This is a genomic window from Pseudomonas sp. BN505, assembly GCF_029873175.1.
In the GTDB taxonomy this organism is placed as follows: domain Bacteria; phylum Pseudomonadota; class Gammaproteobacteria; order Pseudomonadales; family Pseudomonadaceae; genus Aquipseudomonas; species Aquipseudomonas putida.
Genome location: NZ_SSOI01000045.1, coordinates 452,561 through 472,500 on the forward strand (window position 1 = coordinate 452,561; position 19,940 = coordinate 472,500).

Consider the following 19,940-nt stretch of genomic DNA (forward strand, 5'->3'; position numbering starts at 1 on the left):
GGTGCGTAAAAATGCGCAGCAGCCCCGTTTTGGTGCTTGAAGGCGTTCAGGGCGGGTAGAGGTAAGTAACAATTCGGCGTGGCGGTAACAGTTTACGGGATGCGTAATGTATCCACCGTTCCGGCCAGCCTGGAAAACAATTCGAATAGCCAGGAGTCATTGATGAGCACTGCACTACCTTCGCTTGGATTCGCCGGCATTGGCCTGATGGGCCTGCCCATGTGCCGACGCCTGCTGGCGGCGGGGTACCCGCTGACCGTGTGGAACCGCAGCCCGGAAAAGTGTGCTGCGCTGGTCGCTGCCGGCGCGCGCCTGGCCAGCAGCCCCGCCGAATTGTGCCAGGGGAGCGACATGGTACTGCTGTGCCTGGCCGACACGGCCGTGGTCCGCGAGGTGGTGTTCGGCGAGCACGGCATTGCCCAGGGTGGGCGCAGTGGCCAGTTGCTGATCGATTTCTCCAGCCTGGAACCCACCGCCACCCGTGAAATGGCCGCCGAACTCGCGGTACTGTGCGGGATGGCCTGGCTGGATGCCCCGGTGTCCGGTGGCACACCCGGTGCCGAGGCCGGTACGTTGGCGATCATGGTTGGCGGTGAAGCGGCCGACCTTGAGCGAGCACGCCCAGTGCTGCAGGTGCTTGGTCAGCGCGTGACGCACATGGGGGCTGTGGGGGCCGGGCAGGTGACCAAGGCCTGCAACCAGATGATCGTGGCGTGCAATGCGCTGGCAATCGCCGAAGTGGTGGCGCTGGCCGAGCAGTCCGGGGTAGACGCGACGCTGATCGCCGAAGCACTGGCGGGTGGCTTTGCCGATTCCAAGCCGCTGCAGATCCTCGCGCCGCAAATGGCCGAAAGCCGCTTCGAGCCAATCAAGTGGCACGTGCGCACGCTGCTCAAAGACCTCGATGGCGCAGTCAAGTTTTCCCGTGAGCAGGGTTCGGCGACGCCGCTCAGTGGCCTCGCCGCGCAGCTGATGCGCCTGCACGGTAGCCAGGGTTACCTGCAAAAAGATCCGGCGACCCTTGTAGAGCTGTACCGCAACAAGGGCTGACTCCCTCGCTTTGGCGCTGCAGCCGCTCCAGTAGCGGCCGCAGATCGGCTAGCGGTACCGGGCGGCCCAGCAGGTAGCCCTGCAGGTAGTCGCAGCCATGGGCTTCAAGGAATGCCTGCTGTTCGACGGTTTCTACGCCTTCGCTGACAACCTGCAGGTGCAGGGTATGCGCCATGACGATGATTGCCTGGACGATCTCGCGGTCCTTCTGGCTGCCCGGCACATCCTGCAGGAAGGTGCGGTCAATCTTCAGCACGTCCAGCGGCAGGCGCTTGAGGTAGGCCAGTGACGAGTAGCCGGTACCGAAGTCGTCGATCGACAGCGCCACGCCAAGGGCACGCACGCGCTTGAGCAGGTTGACGGTACGCTGGATATCGCCCATCAGGGCGTTTTCGGTCACTTCCAGCTCCAGGTTCCGGGGCCCGAGCCCGGCGTGGAACAGCGCCTTCTCCACTTCGTTGGGCAGTTCATCGTGGCTGAGGGTTACGGCTGAGCAATTGACCGTCACCTTGATGTCGCCATAACCGTGGCGCTGCAGGTGCGCCAGGTCGGCGCAGGCGTGGCGCATCACCCACAGGTCAAGGTCGATGATCAGGCCGTTGGCTTCGGCAATGCCGATGAAGCTATCGGGCGCCAGCAGGCCGTGCTGGGGGTGATGCCAGCGCACCAGGGCTTCGAGCTTGGCCACCTGCCCACTGTGCATGTCGAAGATAGGTTGGTAATGCACGCACAGGCCACGCTCGTCGAGCAGGGCCAGGCGCAGCTCTTCCTCCAGTTGCAGTGCAAAGGAGGCCTGGGTTTTCAGGTTATGGTTGAAAAAGTGCAGGCTGTTGCGCCCGCTATCCTTGGACTGGTAAAGGGCGAGGTCGGCATGCTTGAGCAGTTCCTCGGCGCTGTTGCCGTCGTCGGGGAAAATGCTGACGCCAATGCTGGTGGTCATGACCATGCGCCGCCCACCCAGGTCGATGGGCTCTTTCATCCGTTGCATGATGCGTTGTGCCAGGTGGCGGGCTTCGTCGCAGCTGTTGAGGCTGGTGACCACGCAGAACTCGTCGCCGCCCAGGCGTGCAACCAGGTCCTGATTGCGGGTGGCGGCCTTGATGTGGTTGGCGATCACCTTGAGCAGTTCGTCGCCAGCGTCGTGGCCAAGGCTGTCGTTGATGCGCTTGAAGTGGTCGATGTCGAGGAACATCACTGCCAGGCGGTTTTCCGTGGCCTGGTGATCGGCCAGGCGCTCGGCGAACACCTGGTTGAAGCCACGGCGGTTGACCAGATTGGTCAGGGCGTCGTAGTGCGCGGCCTGCTGCAGCGAGGCGCGGGCCTGGTCCAGTTGGCTGAGCAGTATGCTGACCCGGCGCAGGTCGTGCTCCTTGCTCTGCAGCTTCTTGTCGGCCAGTGCGGCGCTGATGCTGGCGCCACTGATAAGCAGGGTGATGAAGCCGATGCCCAGCCCCAGTTGCAGGCTGTTGTCACCAGAGGGCAGGCGCAGTGCGGTGTCGGCCGGGATCACCAGGGTCATGGCCGACATGGCGGTAAAGTGGGTGGCGACGATACCACCGGCTATCAGCAGGCTGGCGCCGTACTTCATGGCCTGGTGCAGCGTGCCGCTGCCATTGCGCAAGTACCGGGCCAGGCACAACGCTGCCAGGCTGGTGAGTAGGGCAAGGGCAGCAGAGACCAGCAACAGGCCAGTCTGGTAGTACTGCTGGGCGCCGGTTTGCATCGCAGCCATGCCCACAAAGTGCATGAGGATGATGCCCAGGCCGATCAGTACTGCGCTCAGCAGGAAGTGATGCGCGCGCATCTGGCTGCGGTCCAGGCTGTGCATGGTCACCCAGGCGACGCCCAAGGCGATGAGCAGCGAAAGAATGGTAAGGGAAACGTCGTAGTGCACCTCCACCGGCGCCTGGAAGGCCAGCATGCTGATGAAGTGCATGGCCCAGATGCCACCGGCCAGGCAGCAGGCGCCAAGCATGTGCCATTGTCGGTGGGCAGTGGGGTCTTCGCTGTGGGAGTGGCGCTCGGCCATGTCGAGGGTCGCGAAGCAAGCCGCGCTGGCAACGATGTAGGCGAGCAGCACCAGGAACGGTTCATGGCGGCAATCGATAACGATGCGCCCGGTTGCCGGAAGGTCGGTGAACAGTTGCAGCCCCAGCCATTCCATTGAGTGCCCCATGATCGAGTTTTCACTCGTCTGCGCTACAACCCTGTGCAGACTGTCCAGAGGCAGTATAGGAAGAGGTGTTTAAGCCTTCCTGAATAATGGCATATTGATTTCTACGATTTGGTTATCAACCCAATCGCCATCAGGCATAAAGAGGGGCATACGGCCTCTTCGCAGCACAAGGCTGCTCCTACAAATGGTGGTCAGGCCACCAGCGGGCGTATCAGATCAGCCAGCCACCAGCACGCGAATGGCCTCCAGGCGCAAGGCGGCCTTGTCCAGCATCGCCAGGCCGTCTTCACGCTGCTTGCGCAGGGCGTCGATTTCGCTGTCGCGCACGCTTGGGTTGACCGCTTGCAGGGCCACCAGGCGGGCGAGCTCTTCGTCGGCCTCGGCTGCCAGACGGCGCTGGGCTTCGGCTACGCGCTCGACGTGCGTCGGCATGATCTTCTCTTCACCGCCACTGATGCGCTTGGCGAGCACGTCCCGCTGGGCCTGGACGAACTTGTTGGCGCTGGCACGCGGTACGCTCTCGAGCTGCTCGTTGAGGGTTTCGAAAGCCACGCGGGAGGCCAGGTCGTTGCCGTTGGCGTCGAGCAGGCAGCGCAGTGCGGCCGGCGGCAGGTAGCGGCCCAGCTGCAGGCTGCGTGGTGCCACCACCTCGCTGACGAACAGCAATTCGAGCAGGACGGTGCCCGGTTTGAGTGCCTTGTTCTTGATCAGCGCCACGGCGGTGTTGCCCATAGAGCCGGACAGCACCAGGTCCATGCCGCCCTGCACCATCGGGTGCTCCCAGGTGAGGAACTGCATGTCCTCACGCGACAGCGCCTGGGCACGGTCGTAGGTGATGGTCACGCCTTCGTCGTCGCCCAGCGGGAAGCTGGCATCGAGCATCTTTTCGCTCGGCTTGAGGATCAGGGCGTTCTCGGAATGGTCTTCGCTGTCGATGCCGAAGGCGTCGAACAGGGTTTCCATGTAGATCGGCAGGGCAAACTGGTCGTCCTGTTCGAGAATGGCCTCGACCAGCGCCTGGCCTTCGCCGGCACCGCCGGAGTTGAGCTCCAGCAGGCGGTCGCGGCCAGTGTGCAGTTCGGCTTCCAGGCGCTCGCGCTCGCTGCGGGCGTCGTCCACCAGGGAATCCCAGGCCTTGCTCTCGCCACCTTCAAGCAGCGACAGCAGGCGTGGGCCGAACTGGTGCTGAAGGGCGTTGCCGGTAGGGCAGGTGTTGAGGAAGGCGTTAAGGCCTTCGTGGTACCACTGGAACAGGCGCTCTTGTGGGCTGCCCAGCAGGTACGGAATGTGCAACTGGATGGTGTGCTTCTGGCCGATCCGGTCAAGGCGGCCGATACGCTGTTCGAGCAGGTCCGGGTGTGCTGGCAGGTCGAACATCACCAGGTGATGGGCGAACTGGAAGTTGCGCCCTTCGCTGCCGATCTCGGAGCAGATCAGCACTTGCGCACCGAATTCTTCGTCGGCGAAGTAGGCGGCGGCGCGGTCGCGCTCGAGGATGTTCATGCCTTCATGGAACACCGAGGCCGGGATGCCGGAGCGCACGCGCAGGGCGTCTTCCAGGTCCATGGCGGTTTCGGCGTGCGCGCAGATGACCAGTACCTTGGTGCGCTTGAGCATCTTCAGGGTGTCGATCAGCCAGTCGACGCGCGGGTCGAAACGCCACCAGCGCTCGTCGTCAGCCACATCACCCTGGGCCTGGAAGGCGACTTCCGGGTACAGCTCGGCGTGCTCGCCGGCTGGCAGGTCGCGGTACTGCTCGGGTGTGGCCAGCGGGTAAGGGTGCAACTGGCGCTCGGGGAAGCCCTGGATCGCCGCACGGGTGTTACGGAACAGGACGCGGCCGGTGCCGTGGCGGTCCAGCAGCTCGCGGATCAGGCGTGCGCTGGCCTGGCTGTCGCCGTCGCTGACTGCAGCCAACAGGGCTTCGCCTTCGGCACCCAGGAAACCCTGGATGGTGGCGTGGGCCTTGGGCGACAGGCGGCCTTCATCGAGCAGCTCCTGCACGGCTTCAGCCACCGGGCGATAGTGCTCGCTCTCGGCGCGGAATGCGGCCAGGTCGTGGAAGCGGTTGGGGTCGAGCAGGCGCAGGCGGGCGAAGTGGCTGTCCTGGCCAAGCTGCTCGGGGGTGGCGGTGAGCAGCAGCACGCCCGGGATCACCTGGGCCAGTTGCTCGACCAGGCCGTATTCGGCGCTGACCTGGTCTTCATGCCAGACCAGGTGGTGGGCCTCGTCGACGACCATCATGTCCCAGCCAGCGGCAAACAATGCGTCCTGGGCCTTTTCGTCGTCGACCAGCCATTCCAGTGCAACCAGCGCCAGCTGGGCATCCTCGAACGGGTTGCTGGCGTCGCTTTCGATAAAGCGCTCGGCATCGAACAGGGCCACTTGCAGGTTGAAGCGGCGGCGCATTTCCACCAGCCACTGGTGCTGGAGGTTTTCCGGTACCAGGATCAGCACGCGGCTGGCGCGGCCCGAGAGCAGCTGGCGATGGATCACCAGGCCGGCCTCGATGGTTTTACCCAGGCCCACTTCGTCGGCCAGCAGTACCCGCGGGGCGCTGCGGTCGGCGACTTCGCGAGCGATGTGCAACTGGTGGGCGATCGGTTGCGCGCGGCAGCCACCCAGGCCCCACAGCGCCGACTGCATCTGCTTGCTGGTGTGCTGCAGGGTGTTGTAGCGCAGGCTGAACCACGACAGGGGGTCGATCTGCCCTGCAAACAGCCGGTCACTTGCCAGGCGGAACTGGATGAAGTTCGACAGCTGGGTTTCTGGCAGGGTACGCGGCTGGTTCTGCCCGTCCAGGCCGTGGTAGACCATCAGCCCGTCGATGTCATCGACTTCGCGCACGGTCAGCTTCCAGCCCTCGAAGTGGGTGATCTGGTCACCTGGCGAGAAGCGCACGCGGGTCAGCGGCGCGTTGCGCAGGGAATACTGGCGGGTGTCGCCAGTGGCCGGATAGAGCACGGTCAACAGGCGGCCATCCTGCGCCAGGATGGTACCCAGGCCGAGCTCTGCTTCGCTGTCGCTGATCCAGCGTTGCCCCGGTTGATACTGCTGCGCCATACTGCCTGAACTCCCGCGATGAAAAAGCCGATTATGTTAACGGATCGGCCGGTCAGACCAAAGTGCGAACGCACCGAAAGGTGCCGATCGACAACAGGAAGTTAGTCAGTCTAGCCGTTTCATCGTCTTGCACCGTGCAGCTGACGAGGGCCCCGGATCAACATGTCTGCCAAGCACCGCTGGATCAGCGCTTCCATGGCCGTGGGCAGCCTGTTGCTGCTGGCCGCCTGCGAGCAGAAAAACTTTGAGACCTTGCCGGCCATCCCGATGGAGCAGCTTGAGGTCCTGGGCGTACAGACGCCGATCAAGAGCGTGCACTTTCGTGACCGCGACGGTGAAGGCCTGTTGGTATTGAGCCGCAGCGATGGCCAGGCCAGCGACCCGGAAAGCGAGCAGGAAGTGGACAAGGTGGTACTCAAGGCCACCTTGTACGGGCGCACTGCCGAAAGCGATGCATTCAAGGCGCGCTGGCAGATCGAGCAGGAAACCACCTGCCCGGGGCTGGACCTGGACGTGGACTTCTATACCGACGTCAGTGATGTCAGCGACCTGAACAAGGATGATGTGGCCGAGGTTACGGTGGCCAGCCATGCCTTCTGTGGCGGCGGCATCGACCCGCACGATATCGCTATCGAGATGCGCGAAGGGCAGGCCAGCTACACCATCACCGGCCAGTCACTGATCAGCCCGGCGGGTGAGGAGCCGATCGGCGGTGACCGGGATGACAGTGCCTCGCTCAAAGCCGCGCCGCAGGTGCTGCGCGACCACATGGATGCGGTCTGGCAGCAGGTTTACAAGCGGCCCTGGAGCGAAGCCAGCCCGCCAAGCGACGATGATCCTGACGACGAAGCCGAGTAATTGTTGTCCATGACATCAAGGTAAACCCGCGCCTGCCGATACAGGGGGCATAGGAGAACGTCCATGCTGCCGCCAATCATCCCGCTCAGCGCTGCCCCGGTGACCTCGCAACTGGACCCGGTCAAGCCGACCCCCGACATCAAGCCGGTGGTGCCGGCGCAGCCTACGTCCAGCGAAAGTGGCATTGACCTCAAGCACCAGCGCGACCCGCAGGAGCAGGTGCTGTTGCTGCGCGAGGAGCAGCGGCGCCAGCAGCAACGTCGCAAGCAGGGCGACCAGGATCGCTACAGTGCCGTGCCAGGTGACGAGGTCAACGCTGACAACACCGTGCCGGTCGCCCCGTTGATGGGCGAGCACGTCCGCCAGGGGCTGCTGGTGGATATCGAAGTCTGACGCGGGGCTGGTCAGCGCTTGCGCCTGGCTTCATCATGCAAGCCTCAGTTGATCGTCGAGCCCGCCCATGAGCCAAGACAACCTCATCGATTTTGATGCCGAACGCGCCAAGCGCGTCCACGACCTCAAGGAAAAGCGCCTGAACGAAATGCGCAACGCGTTCGAGCAGGCCCTGCCGTTGAGCACCAGCAAGAAAAAGAAGCCCAAGGGCAAACCGAAGAAGCGCTGAAACTTGACGCAGGTCAACCCTGCACCCGCCTCCCGTGCCCGGCCCCGGGCACCATTGACCCCGATCAATTTTCTCCCTCCTCACATTGGTTAACGTTTACCCATCGGACAACGGCAGACGAATGGGAGGCCAGCATGTTCTTCGACAACGTGGTTATCGCTGGTGTGGTAACGGTCGGGTTGATGGTCGCTTTCTTTGCCGGTCTGGGCATTTTCATCTGGAAGGACTCGAACAAGCGCAAGCCGCGCTGACCTTTCGGGTACACGAGCACGCAAGGCATTTAGGGCGACTTCGGTCGCCCATTTTTTTTGCCTGGAATTTAAGTGTTGCCTGTGCCGGCCCTTTCGTAGCACAGGCTTACCGATGTTCCAATAAAGATGATTAGCTAGCTAATTAATCGTTTCCGCATTATCCTCCTCACCATTGTCTATCTTTCCAGTACGACCATCCCCCGCAAGGTCCGCCTAGTGCCCATCACCCTTCAGGCCCTGTTCGCCCCCACCAGCCTCGCCCTCAAGTTCGCCATCAAGACCTTGCTCGGTGGCGGCCTGGCGTTGTGGCTGGCGATGCGCTGGGGCCTGGAGCAGCCGTCCTGGGCACTGATGACCGCCTTCATCGTCGCCCAGCCACTGTCAGGGATGGTGGTGCAGAAAGGCCTGGCACGGCTTGCCGGTACCTTGGTCGGCACGGTCATGTCAGTGGTGTTCATCGGCCTCTTTGCCCAGACCCCTGGCTTGTTCCTCATTGCCCTGGCGCTGTGGCTGGCGCTGTGCACTGCTGCCTCGACCCAACTGCGCAGCGCCTGGGCCTATGCCTTTGTATTGGCTGGCTACACCGCGGCGATTATTGCCTTGCCGGCCATCGACCACCCGTTGCAGGTGTTCGACCAGGCCGTGGCACGGTGTACCGAGATCTGCCTGGGCATTTTTTGCGCCACCGCCACCAGTGCCTTGCTCTGGCCAATGCGGGTGGAGCAGCAATTGGGCGGGCAGGCGCGGCAGGCCTGGCAGAACGGCCTGCAGGCTGCCAGTGCCATGCTGGGCGGCGAGGACGAGGCGCGCAAAGGCTTGCTGGAGAGCCTGGGGCGTATCGTTGCCATCGACAGCCAGCGTGAACATGCCTGGTTCGAAGGCAACCGCGGGCGCCAGCGAGCTCGCGCCATTCGTGGTCTCAGCCAGAAGCTGATGGTGCTGTTGCGCATCTCGCGCTCGGTGCGCCGGCAGTGGCGGCAACTCGATGAGCGTGAGGCAGCACACCTGGCACACTGGCTGGAAGAGGTGCGCGCGCTTCTGGCCAAACCCGACCAGCCCAGCCTGTTGCTGCTGCGCCAGCGCATCTGGGATGCCGCCCATGATGAGCAGATCAGTTCGACAGAGCACTACTGCCTGGCGCGCATGGCCTTGCTACTGGATTACGCCATGGCAGCCAGCCTGGCGCTGGAGGATGTGGAGGCGGGCAGGGCGCCCAAGGATGTATCCCAAGGCCTGGCCGTGCACCGCGACTGGTCGCTGGCCTTGCTGTTCGGCTCACGCAGCGCACTGGCTTTTCTGGTGATGAGCGGCTTCTGGCTGGCGACAGCGTGGCCTTCGGCGCCGGGTGGCCTGGTGTTGACTTGCGTGGTCTGCAGCCTGTTCGCCAGCCGCGAGAACGGCGCGCAGATTGGCCTGAGCTTCCTGCGTGGGATCTTCCTGGCGATACCTGCGGCGTTTCTGGTGGGGCAGATCCTGCTGCCGCAATGGAGCAGCTTCGCCATGCTTTGCCTGGGCATGGGCGTGCCGCTGTTCCTCGGCGCGTTGGGCATGGCCCACCCACGCACCGGGGCCACCGCCACTTCCTATTGCCTGCACTTCATTGTGCTGGTGTCCCCGCTCAACGCCATGCAGTTTGGTGTGGCGACAATGCTCAACAGTGCGCTGGCGATGCTGGTGGGGGTGTCGGCAGCGGTCATGGCCTTCCGGTTACTGGTATTCCGCCACCCGGCCTGGCTGGGCCGGCGCCTGCGTGCCGCCACCCAGAGCGACCTGGTGCGCCTGACCCGGCGCGACCTGCGCGGCGCCGACAGCTGGTTTGGCGGGCGCATGGCCGACCGCCTGATGCAACTGGCGCGGCATGCTGGCGAGCTGCCCGAAAACGAGCGCAAGCGCTGGGATGACGGCCTGCACGGGCTGGATATCGGCGATGAACTGGTGCACCTGCGCATGTGCCTGGCGGTTGCCCAGGCACCCTTGGGGCGGGCCGAGCGCGAGTACTTGCAGCAGGTGGAGGCGGTATTGGCCAAAGGGCCGGCCGCCGGGCGTGGGCAGCGCCTGGACGCCGCCAGTGAACAATTCATTGCCGCCTTGCGTCGGCTGCCTGCGAGTGACCCGCTGCGGCTGGCCGAAGGGGCTGTGCTGCAGTTGCAGAAAAGCTGGGGCAAGTGGTGCCGTTGGCAGGAGGAAGCCCATGGGGTTGCGTGAATGGGAAGTGGGCGGCGTGCTGCTCAGCCCGTTTCTGCTTTATGTGTTGCTGGCGCTGGTGATAACCGGCGTGTTGCGCCTGGTGGTGCAGGCGACGCCGTTGGGGCGCTGGATCTGGCATGAAGCGTTGTTCGATGCAGCGCTGTTCGTTTGTGTGTTGTTCCTGGTGGTGAGGCTGCTGGGAGCTTTATAAAGGAGTGTTTCGATGCGTGCGGCCGTACGTACCCTGGTGACGCTGTGTGTGGTGGCTCTGGCCGTGTGGGCCGGCTACCAGCTGTGGCAGTACTACATGCTTACGCCCTGGACCCGCGACGCCCGTGTGCGCGCCGATGTGGTGGTGATCGCCCCTGACGTGTCCGGTTGGGTACGTGAGCTCAAGGCCCGTGATAACCAGCAGGTCAAGGCTGGCGACCTGTTGATGAGCATCGACCGTGAGCGCTTCCAGGCGGCCTTCGACCAGGCCAGTGCGGTGACCGAGACCCGCGCGCAGCAACTGCGCTTGCGCGAGCGCGAGGCAGCCCGGCGTACCGCCCTGGGGCCTGAAGCGATCAGTGCCGAACTGCGTGAAAATGCCCAGATCAATGCCGCCATTGCGCGTGGCGAACTGCATGAGGCCGAAGCGCAGTTGCAGGTTGCCAAGATCAACCTGGCGCGCAGTGAAGTGCGGGCGCCACGCAGCGGGCATATCACCAACCTGCGTCTGGCCGAGGGTAACTATGTGAACACCGGGCAATCGGTAATGGCCCTGGTGGATGATTCAACCTTCTATATCCAGGCCTACTTCGAGGAAACCAAGCTGCCGCGTATTCGCGTGGGGGACACGGTGAAAGTCTGGCTGATGGGTGCGGGCGAGCCGATGCAGGGGCATGTGGAGAGCATCAGCCGCGGCATCACCGACCGCAACAGCAACCCGGACAGCCAGTTGCTGCCGGAGGTGGAGCCAACCTTCAACTGGGTGCGGCTGGCCCAACGTATACCCGTAAGGATTCGCCTGGACCAGGTACCGGAAGGGGTGACCCTGAGTGCAGGCATGACCGCGAGCGTGCAGGTGCATGAGGACCGGGGCGAGCAGTGATGGTGCTGCCTTGTTAACTTGTAGGAGCAGACTTGTGCTGCGAAGAGGCCAGTACAGGCAATGTAGTTGTGTTGGTCATGCCGGCCTCTTCGCAGCGCAAGGCTGCTCCTACACGTACGGCGCATCGCCTAGCGTGCCGTGAGCCTCAAAGGAACATGCCGCCCGACACTTCCAGCCGTTGCCCGGTAATCCAGCCATTGCCGTCTTCCAGTAACAGCGCAATCGCTGCGCCGATATCATCCGGCAAGCCCACGCGGCCCAGCGCCGTAATGCCGGCAATGTACTCATTCACCTGCTGGTTATCCCGCACCACGCCGCCACCAAAATCGGTCTCGATCGCCCCTGGCGCCAGGATGTTCACCCGGATGCCACGCGCGCCCAGTTCCTTGGCCTGGTAGCGGGTCAGCACCTCCATGGCGCCCTTCATCGCGGCATAGGCGGCATACCCCGGCAGTGCAAAGCGCGCCAGGCCGGTGGAGATGTTGATGATGCGGCCATTGTCGACCAACAACGGCAGCAGGCGCTGGGTGAGGAAAAACGGACCTTTCAGCTGAATGTTCAGCAACTGGTCGAACTGCGCCTCGCTGGTTTCGACGTACGGCACGTTCAGCCCGATCCCGGCATTGTTTACCAGAAAGTCAAAACGCTCGCGGCCAAAGTGCTGCTGCAGGGTGGTGCCCAGGCGCTCGGCAAAGCTGGCAAAACTGCTGCTGTCGCCAACGTCCAGTTGCAGCATGGCCGCCTTGGCCCCGGCCTGTTCCAGTCGGGCAACTACGGCTTGTGCTTCGTCGGCTTTGCTGTGGTAGGTGCCGATGACATCGATACCGCTTGCGGCAAGGTGTTCGGCAGCATTGCGGCCAAGGCCGCGGCTGGCGCCAGTGATCAGGGCAATTTTGCGGGTCATGGTGGAAACCTCCAGGGGGTGGTGAGCGCAGGTTATTGGTCGGCGCGACGCTGTTAAATCCTGCAAAAATGGAAATACTGTTCGCCAAAACCGGATAATCGAGGCCCGTATGAACAAGCTTGAGTTGTTGCGCACCTTCGTGCGGGTCTGTGAGGTCCGCAGTTTCACCTTGGCTGCCGAGAGCCTGAGGTTGCCACGCTCGACTGTGTCAGAGCAGGTGAGGGCGCTGGAAAAGTTGTTGGGCACTCAGTTGTTCAACCGTACTACCCGCCGGGTACAGGCGACCCAGGATGGCGCCTTGCTGTACGAGCGCAGCAAAGACCTGCTGTCTGGCATGGACGAGATCGAGAGCCTGTTCAGCGCCGACGATGCCGAGCTGGCCGGGCGCCTGCGAATCGACCTGCCGACCATGATGGCCCGGCGGGTCATCATCCCGGCGTTGCCGCAGTTTGTGCAGCGCTTTCCGCGGCTGGAGGTGGAGCTCAGTTGTACTGACCGCCAGGTGGATCTGCTGCGCGAAGGGTTCGACTGCGTGATGCGCATAGGTGCCCTGCATGACCTGGATGTTGTGGCACGGCCGGTCGGGCAACTGAGCATGCGCAACTGTGCCAGCCCCGCGTACCTGGCCCGCTACGGGGTACCGCAGACGCCGCAGGAACTGGCCGGGCACCAGTTGGTGCATTACGTGCGCAACCTGGGTGCACGCAGCGCCGGGTTCGAGTACCTGCAAGGGGATGAGCTGCGCTATCAGCCCATGGCGGGTGTGGTCACGGTCAACAACGCCGAGGCGTACTCGGCGGCTTGCCTGGCCGGGCTGGGGCTGATTCAGGTACCGGCGGTGGGGGTTGCCGAGTACTTGCAACGGGGCGAGCTGGTTTCACTGCTGGAAGACTGGCAGGCCCCGGCCATGCCAGTGTCGCTGTTGTATGCCCGGCAACGGCACGTTCCGCGCCGGGTTCAGGCGTTCATGCAGTGGCTGGCGGCAGTGCTGGCGTCGCAGGTCGACCCAGCGCCAAGTGAACGCTGAACAGGGTGCCGGGCGCAGGTGCAGACGTGCGGGGCAAGCACGAAAAGCCTTGGCGAACGGCCTGGCACTTGCGTTAGGCTCCAGTTTGCGAGTTGCCCGGTAGAGGCGACCGATCCCCGCCAGGCGTGCGTATCTTCCGATTTCATTGCGAGGTTACGTCATGGCCATTACTTCCCAGGACATCTGCAATGCCGCCGACCAGCTCAAGGGCTTTGTCGGTTTTCATGGCAAGCGCGGTGTTCATATCGTGCGTTTTTCCGAGGACTCGTTCGGCATGGATGTGGCCGACGACAGCATTACCCCCTGCAGCGAGTTTGTCTGGCGTGCGGAGCAAGGGCAGCGCATGGCGCTGTGCCGTGAGCGGCTGGCGCTGCTGCTGGAGCAGCATGTGGATGACCGCTTGAATATTGCTGAGCCACTGCGCGCCTACCTGCGCCGCCGGGATCTGCCAGAGATCGTGGCCGAACGCAGCATGCAGCAATAAACCCGGCCCTTGTAGGAGCAGCACAAGGCTGCTCCTACAAGGGCTGTGCAGTGCTTTGAGAGGGGTGCTGCAGCAGCGCTGCCAGCCCGGCACTGTCCAGCGGCCGGCTCAGGTAAAAGCCCTGCACTTCGTGGCAGTGGTCCTTTTCCAGCGCGCTGAGTTGCTGTTCGCTCTCTACTCCCTCGGCAGTTACCGTCAACCCCATCGCCTCACCCAGGTTGATGATGGCCTGTACCACGGCGCGGTCGCTGCCGCCGTTGCTGTTCAGGCCACTGATGAAGCGCTTGTCGATCTTGATGCTGTCGAACGGGTAGGTACGCAGGTAGCCCAGCGATGAGTAGCCGGTGCCGAAGTCGTCCATGTTCAGGCGTACGCCCAGTTCCTTGAGTGACAGCATGGTGCCCAGCGCGCCCTCGATGTCGTTGAGCATCACGTTTTCGGTAATTTCCAGCTCCAGGCGCTGGGCCGGGAAGCTGGTGTCCAGCAGGATCTCGCGCACGTCGGCGACCACATCGCTACGCAGGAACTGCGCAGGCGAAAGGTTCACCGAAACCAGAATGTCGGCGGGCCAGTCGTGGGCAGTGCGGCAAGCTTCGCGCAGCACCCAGCGGCCCAGCGCGACGATGATGTCGCTCTGCTCGGCCAGCGGGATGAAGGTATCCGGCCCCAGCAACCCTTCCTGCGGGTGCTGCCAGCGCAGCAAGGCTTCGACCGCGACGATGCGCAGGTCGCTGAGGCGGTAGCGTGGCTGGTAATGCAGCTCGAATTCCTGGTTGCGCAGGGCCCGGCGCAAGTCGTTTTCCAACTGGCGGCGGTACTGGATCTGCTGGTTCATTTCGGCGGCAAAGTAGCGCCAGGTATTCTTGCCATCGGCCTTGGCCTGGTACAGGGCGATGTCGGCGCAGCGGATCAGTTCGCCGGCATCGAAACCCTGGGTGCGGGTCTGAGCGACGCCGATACTGACCCCGACGTGCAGCGGTTGGCTGTCATAGCTGATGGGTTGCTGCAGCAGGCTGATCAGGCGTGCGCAGAAGCGGTCGACTTCGCTGCGGTTGTCCATGCCGGTGAGGACCACAATGAACTCGTCGCCGCCCAGGCGTGCGACCAGGTCGCCATCGCGGGTAGTGTCGCGCAGGCGCGTCGCCACTTCCTGCAGCACCGCATCCCCGGCGCCATGGCCGAGGGAGTCGTTGATCGGTTTGAAGTTGTCCAGATCCAGCAGCAGCAGGGTCAATGGCGGCGAGTCACTGCCGCGCAGCAAAGCCTGCTCCAGGTGCCTGGCGAGCTTGTTGCGGTTGGCCAGCCCGGTAAGGGGGTCGTGCAACGACAGGTGCTGGATGCGTGCGTGGGCGTCGACTTCGTCGGTGATGTCGCTGGCGGTGCCGCGAAAACCGATGGGTGTGTCGTCATACCAGATGGCGCGGGCCGAAATCCTGCAGTAGCGGTTTTGGCCATTCTGGTCGCGGTAAGTACAGCGCAGGTTGGCCAACTGTTGCGGGTCTGCGTTGGCGAGGGCGTCCAGCCAAGGTGAGAGCGGCGTGGTATCGCAGGCCAGCAACTGGTTGAGCGGGTGACCCAGCCAGTCGTCCACCGGGTAGCCGGTGACATTGGCAAAGCGCTGCGACAGGTACGTCAGGCGTTGTTGCCGGTCGGTTTCCCAGATCCAGTCGGATGCCGACTCGGCCACCGCGCGAAACCGCTGCTCGCTGGCCTCCAGGGCCTGGTTGCTCTGCTGCAAGTGTGAAAGCGTCAGGCCGATTGCCCGCGAGCTGCGCAAGGTGAGGCGGAACAGGTACAGCATGATCAGGCCGAGTATCAGCAGCGCGCCCAGCAGGGCTGGCATTACCGCCCACAGCAATTGGTGACCAGGCAGCGGGCTGCTCCAGGACAGGTGATAGCCGGTGTCACCCAGGTCGATACGCAGGTGGTCATGCTGCTGCATGTCTTCCTTTTCCACGTGCATCCCGGCCAGGCCGGCACCCTTGCCCAGCTGCGCCAGTTTTGCTTCGGTAAGCTGGTCGACGAACAGCATCACTGGCGCCTGGCTTACCTCGCTGTCGGTGACGTCGCGGTCCGGGCGTACGGCTGCGGCACTGAGTACGGCCGGCCAGCCATTGAACAGCACGAAACGGGTGATCTGCTCGCGGGGAATGGCCGCCGCACGGGCCAGGTCGATGATCGGCTGCAGCGGCGCATCTATATAGGTGTTGGCGCCTGCCTGGCTGGGTTGTCCTTTGAACAAGGCATAGGTGGTGCGGTCGTTTTCCACCACGAACACACCTTCGTAGCCGCTGGCGCTGTACAGCGACTCGCCTATGTTCTTTTCCTCGTAGGCCCACTTCCAGTCGGCATTCCCCGCCAGGTGCTCGAAGGCCGCATCCCATACGGCATAGCTGGACAGAAACTGGCGTGAGGCCAGCAGCCGTTGCTCCAGCGCCTGGGTCGCATGAAAGGCGCTACGCTGGCGCTCCTGTTGGTCAAGCGTGGTCGCGATATTGAACAGCGCTCCGAGGGTGACCAGGCAGGCCAGCCCGAAAACAGCGCTGAAACCGGCAATCAGGTGGCGTACCTGAAAGCGCGGCGTGGGGCTTGCGGGTGGAAGGTTGGCGGTCCTGGCCATGCGCGAGCGGCTCCTTCAAGCAGCCCCCACCGGGCAATCAGGTAGGAGGTTCAATCAGGATAGGCCAGCCTGAGCGTCGCAGCCTCGCCGCGGGCAAAATTGACTTGGTCACGGCCTGCGTGCTTGGCGGTGTAAAGCGCCTTGTCCGCCTGTTCCAGCCAGTGTTCCGGGGACTCGAGGCCAGCCTCGAATGCTGACAGGCCGATGCTGAGGCTGATGCGCAGGTGCGGCAACTGCGGGTTACGGTAGTTGGCGACCCGTTCGCGCAGGCGCTCCATGGCGAGGCAAGCCTGAGCTTCGCTGGTGTCCGGCAGGATGACGCAGAACTCGTCGCCGCCGTAGCGCCCGGCCTGGTCGCCATCGCGCAGGTTGCGCCGCAGCTCGGCACTGAGCTGACGCAGTACACAATCTCCGACCACATGGCCGAAGGTGTCGTTGATGGTCTTGAAATGGTCGATGTCGATCAGGGCAATTACCGCGCCTCCCTGTTGCTGTTTACAGGCATGGAACTTCAGCAGCAGCAGGTCTTTCCAGGCGCCATGGTTGAGCAGCCCGGTCAGGCTGTCTGTGAGGGTCAGGGCGCTCAGCCGGCGCTTGTGGTCGGCCAGCTTGATCGCCAGTTGGTAGCACACCCAGCCCAGGGCCAGCGGGTACAGCGTCAGCATCGGCAGGCAGGCATAAACCTGCAGGGGCGTGGCGTTCAGCTGCAGGCCGGGGCCGAGCGCCAGGACGGCGACAAGCATGCCGGCCAGCTGGGCCAGCGCCCCGCGCACGAGCATCCGCTTGCCGCCTGCAGCGACGTTATTCATGGTCATCATCGACAGCACGGTCACACTGGGCAACGGGTTGAAGTGCATGGCGGCGGCCCAGAACCCGCCCATCAGCGAATCGAGCAGCAAGTTGCGCTGTTCTGCCTGATAAGGGGTTGTGGAGCGGCTAGCCCAGAAGTAGGCCACGTGCGGCCACAACAGCCCGTTGAACAGCACCAGCCCCCATACCCAGGCAGGCGGCGTCAGCGTAGCCATGCCGGCCATCACGCTGAACAGGCCGATGCCCAGGCCGATAACGCGTGGCAGGTAGATGCGCTTGACGAATGTAAGCCCTTTGCCGCTTCGGTTGTCCATCATGCTCATTGTTCTTCTGCCGGGGTGCCGTTTATCGCATAACTCACGTGAATATTGTTGAACACAGTTTCATCGGCGAAAAATGACCTTACAAGCCAATTCACGGTTGATGCGATCACTGTGGGGTAACATGAAGGCTTTCCTGTTGCTTGGAGTGCTGCTGATGGTCCCTTTGGCCAACCACGCCGGCGAGCCGGCACCCCAGCAGGATGGGCGTTTCCATAACCAGGCGGTGCGGCCGCAGGATGGCGTGCTGAAAAAGCTGCGCATCGGGCTCAAGTACCTGTTCCTGCGCAAGCCGCCGCAAACCCGGCCAGCCACGCCAATCAGCCTCCAGCCCATGACCCGCCAGCAGGTGCTCGATGCCCCGGACCACAGCTTATGGCGCTTGGGGCATTCCACGGTATTGCTGAAATTGCGCGGGCGCTTCTTCATCACCGACCCTGTGTTCGCCGAGCGCGCCTCGCCCGTGCAATGGGCGGGCCCCTTGCGCTTCCATGCGCCGCCGCTGGCATTGGACCAGTTGCCACCGCTGGCTGCGGTAGTGCTGTCGCACGATCACTTCGACCACCTCGACGAGCAGGCGATTCGCCAGCTGGCGCCGCACACCGGGGTGTTTCTGGCGCCACTGGGTGTGGGCGACCTACTGATGCGCTGGGGCGTGGCCCCTGCGAAAGTGCGGCAGCTGGACTGGTGGCAGGAAAGCGTGGTGGAAGGCGTGCGCTTCGTCGCTACCCCGGCACAGCACTTTTCCGGGCGCGGGCTGCTGGACAGCAATCGGACGTTGTGGGCGTCCTGGGTGATTGTCGATGAGGATGTGCGGGTGTTCTTCAGTGGCGATACCGGGTACTTCGACGGTTTCAAACAGATAGGTGAACGTTTCGGGCCGTTCGACCTGACCATGATCGAAACCGGCGCCTACAATGTCGCCTGGCCCGATGTGCACATGCAGCCGGAGCAGAGCTTGCAGGCCCACCTGGATTTGCGCGGGCGCTGGATGCTGCCGATTCACAATGGCACTTTCGACCTGTCTATCCACGGCTGGCAGGAGCCCTTCGAACGCATACTGACGCTGGCCAATCAGGCTCAGGTGCGCCTGAGTACGCCGCAGATGGGCGAGCGGGTCAGCCTTGGCTCACCGCATGCCGGGCAAAACTGGTGGCAGCCGCGGCCTATGCGCCAGCGGAGCCAGGCGAACGAGCGCACAATGGCGGCACGCTGAGCTTCAATGTTTGTCGTCCCTGCTGCGCGAGGGCCGGTCCTGGTCGTCTTTCAATAGTTGCGAGGGCGGCTTGCCGCTGTCACTGCGTACCTGAGCATGGCTGATCAGGCCGAAGATAAAGCTGCCGCCAATGATATTGCCCGCCAGGGTCGGCAAGGCGAATTCCAGCCAGAAGCTGCGCCAGGTCTCATCGCCGGCCCAGACCAGATAAGAGACCTCGACCGAGCCCACTACTATATGAGTGAAGTCGCCAAGGGCCATGAGGTAGGTGATCATCAGGATGATCCAGATCTTGGCGTGCTCCATGGACGGGATCATCCAGACCATGGTGGCGATCATCCAGCCCGAGACGATGCCCTTGGCGAACATCTGGCTGACGTCGTTCTTCATGACCTTGCGGCCAATCTCCAAAAAGGCCACATCCGTCTTGCTGTCGAAGATCGGCAGCTCCAGCATGACCCAGGCCACCAGCAGGGTGCCGGCCAGGTTGCCGAGCAGTACCACGCCCCACAGGCGCAACAGGCGCCCGAAGTTGGCCAGGGTAGGGGAGGTCATGACGGGCAGCACGGCGGTGAGGGTGTTTTCGGTAAACAGTTGCTGGCGTGCCAGGATAACGGCAAGAAAGCCTGCGCTGTAGCCGATGCTGGCAACCACCTGGGCACTGTCGCCGTCCGGCAAGCGGGCGTAGAACAGCCCCATGGCCATCAGCGACAGGCCCATGGACAAGCCGGCGGCCAGTGCCGACCACCACAGCGCGGCGAGCGTACGCTCCAGCTCCTGGTCGCCCTGGTAGCGAATGATTTCGTGCAGCACTGCCGCCCGCGGCGGCTGGTTGTGGCTGACCTCCTGCTCTTCATCTGCAGACAGGCCCGGGGTTTTCTCGCTTTGCCCATCGCTCATGGTCGCTACGCTCCGTGGGGGTATTTCATTACAGATCCGCTGCGCTTTCATTAGTTGCCAGGAGGCAGCGAAACACCTTGGGAAAGTTTTTTAGATCAAGGTGTTGACTCTAATTTCAAAGCGCGTATTATTCGCCACCTCGCAGCGACAAACGCTTCGGGGCAGGCGGTAAGTGTTTGAAGTTGTTAGCTTTCGAAAGGAAGCGGTTGTAAAAAACTTCAAAATAAACGCTTGACAGCAAATGAGGAAAGCGTAGAATGCGCGCCTCGGTTGAGACGAAAAGCTCTTAACCAAACGCTCTTTAACAAATTGAATCAAGCAATTCGTGTGGGTGCTTGTGAGTATGGACTGATAGTCAA

17 protein-coding genes are annotated in these 19,940 nt (G+C 63.2%); 11 read left to right on the forward strand and 6 right to left on the reverse strand.

Annotated features, from left to right (window positions below; genetic code table 11):
- The first annotated feature begins 162 nt into the window (after positions 1-162).
- A complete protein-coding gene (locus E8E78_RS15265; RefSeq protein WP_059395487.1) occupies positions 163-1,050 on the forward strand; it encodes an NAD(P)-dependent oxidoreductase in 888 nt (295 codons plus the stop codon).
- Here E8E78_RS15265 and E8E78_RS15270 read toward each other — a convergent pair.
- Positions 950-3,214, reverse strand: coding sequence for an EAL domain-containing protein (locus E8E78_RS15270; protein ID WP_114942510.1), 2,265 nt, complete (start codon positions 3,212-3,214; stop codon positions 950-952). The two genes, E8E78_RS15265 and E8E78_RS15270, sit on opposite strands and share 101 nt — an antisense overlap.
- A 228-nt stretch (positions 3,215-3,442) precedes the next feature.
- Positions 3,443-6,289, reverse strand: coding sequence for an RNA polymerase-associated protein RapA (gene rapA, locus E8E78_RS15275; RefSeq protein WP_016498263.1), 2,847 nt, complete (start codon positions 6,287-6,289; stop codon positions 3,443-3,445).
- 162 nt (positions 6,290-6,451) lie between these two features.
- On the opposite strand from rapA, the gene E8E78_RS15280 reads away from it, so the two are divergent.
- The 7 genes from E8E78_RS15280 to E8E78_RS15310 all read left to right on the forward strand — a co-directional run bounded on the left by E8E78_RS15280 (position 6,452) and on the right by E8E78_RS15310 (position 11,300).
- On the forward strand, positions 6,452-7,147 hold the full coding sequence (locus tag E8E78_RS15280; protein WP_049278000.1) for a hypothetical protein: 696 nt from the start codon (positions 6,452-6,454) through the stop codon (positions 7,145-7,147).
- A 63-nt stretch (positions 7,148-7,210) separates the two neighbouring features.
- Positions 7,211-7,540, forward strand: a complete 330-nt coding sequence (locus E8E78_RS15285) for a hypothetical protein (RefSeq protein WP_016498265.1) — start codon at positions 7,211-7,213, stop codon at positions 7,538-7,540.
- A 67-nt stretch (positions 7,541-7,607) separates the two neighbouring features.
- Complete coding sequence (locus E8E78_RS15290) at positions 7,608-7,769, forward strand: hypothetical protein (protein ID WP_003254864.1); 162 nt, start codon at positions 7,608-7,610, stop codon at positions 7,767-7,769.
- 134 nt (positions 7,770-7,903) lie between these two features.
- On the forward strand, positions 7,904-8,020 hold the full coding sequence (gene ccoM, locus E8E78_RS15295) for a cytochrome c oxidase subunit CcoM (RefSeq protein WP_003254862.1): 117 nt from the start codon (positions 7,904-7,906) through the stop codon (positions 8,018-8,020).
- Positions 8,021-8,236: 216 nt separating this feature from the next.
- Positions 8,237-10,225 carry an FUSC family protein gene (locus E8E78_RS15300; RefSeq protein WP_232861290.1) on the forward strand — a complete coding sequence of 663 codons (1,989 nt, stop codon included), beginning with the start codon at positions 8,237-8,239 and terminating at the stop codon, positions 10,223-10,225.
- Positions 10,212-10,418 carry a DUF1656 domain-containing protein gene (locus E8E78_RS15305; protein WP_016498267.1) on the forward strand — a complete coding sequence of 69 codons (207 nt, stop codon included), beginning with the start codon at positions 10,212-10,214 and terminating at the stop codon, positions 10,416-10,418. The genes E8E78_RS15300 and E8E78_RS15305 overlap by 14 nt, the downstream gene beginning before the upstream one ends.
- A 12-nt stretch (positions 10,419-10,430) precedes the next feature.
- Complete coding sequence (locus E8E78_RS15310; protein ID WP_016498268.1) at positions 10,431-11,300, forward strand: HlyD family secretion protein; 870 nt, start codon at positions 10,431-10,433, stop codon at positions 11,298-11,300.
- 145 nt (positions 11,301-11,445) lie between these two features.
- Here the strand turns inward: E8E78_RS15310 and E8E78_RS15315 are convergent, their stop codons facing one another.
- The gene (locus E8E78_RS15315; RefSeq protein ID WP_280312919.1) at positions 11,446-12,204 is read right to left on the reverse strand and encodes an SDR family oxidoreductase; all 759 of its coding nucleotides are present in this window, start codon (positions 12,202-12,204) and stop codon (positions 11,446-11,448) included.
- 109 nt (positions 12,205-12,313) lie between these two features.
- On the opposite strand from E8E78_RS15315, the gene E8E78_RS15320 reads away from it, so the two are divergent.
- Together E8E78_RS15320 and E8E78_RS15325 are read left to right on the forward strand one after the other, a co-directional pair.
- Positions 12,314-13,231 carry a LysR family transcriptional regulator gene (locus E8E78_RS15320; protein ID WP_059395489.1) on the forward strand — a complete coding sequence of 306 codons (918 nt, stop codon included), beginning with the start codon at positions 12,314-12,316 and terminating at the stop codon, positions 13,229-13,231.
- A gap of 160 nt (positions 13,232-13,391) precedes the next feature.
- On the forward strand, positions 13,392-13,715 hold the full coding sequence (locus tag E8E78_RS15325; RefSeq protein WP_016498271.1) for a DUF2025 family protein: 324 nt from the start codon (positions 13,392-13,394) through the stop codon (positions 13,713-13,715).
- 34 nt (positions 13,716-13,749) lie between these two features.
- On the opposite strand, the gene E8E78_RS15330 is transcribed toward E8E78_RS15325, so the two are convergent.
- Positions 13,750-16,335 (reverse strand): EAL domain-containing protein, encoded by a 2,586-nt coding sequence (locus tag E8E78_RS15330; RefSeq protein ID WP_049278144.1) that lies wholly within the window; start codon positions 16,333-16,335, stop codon positions 13,750-13,752.
- A 50-nt stretch (positions 16,336-16,385) separates the two neighbouring features.
- A complete protein-coding gene (locus E8E78_RS15335; RefSeq protein WP_280313171.1) occupies positions 16,386-17,459 on the reverse strand; it encodes a diguanylate cyclase in 1,074 nt (357 codons plus the stop codon).
- A 130-nt stretch (positions 17,460-17,589) separates the two neighbouring features.
- Between E8E78_RS15335 and E8E78_RS15340 the strand changes: the two genes are divergently transcribed.
- Positions 17,590-18,681 (forward strand): MBL fold metallo-hydrolase, encoded by a 1,092-nt coding sequence (locus E8E78_RS15340; protein WP_049278138.1) that lies wholly within the window; start codon positions 17,590-17,592, stop codon positions 18,679-18,681.
- A 3-nt stretch (positions 18,682-18,684) separates the two neighbouring features.
- Here the strand turns inward: E8E78_RS15340 and E8E78_RS15345 are convergent, their stop codons facing one another.
- On the reverse strand, positions 18,685-19,581 hold the full coding sequence (locus E8E78_RS15345) for a formate/nitrite transporter family protein (protein WP_016498275.1): 897 nt from the start codon (positions 19,579-19,581) through the stop codon (positions 18,685-18,687).
- Positions 19,582-19,940 lie beyond the last annotated feature (359 nt).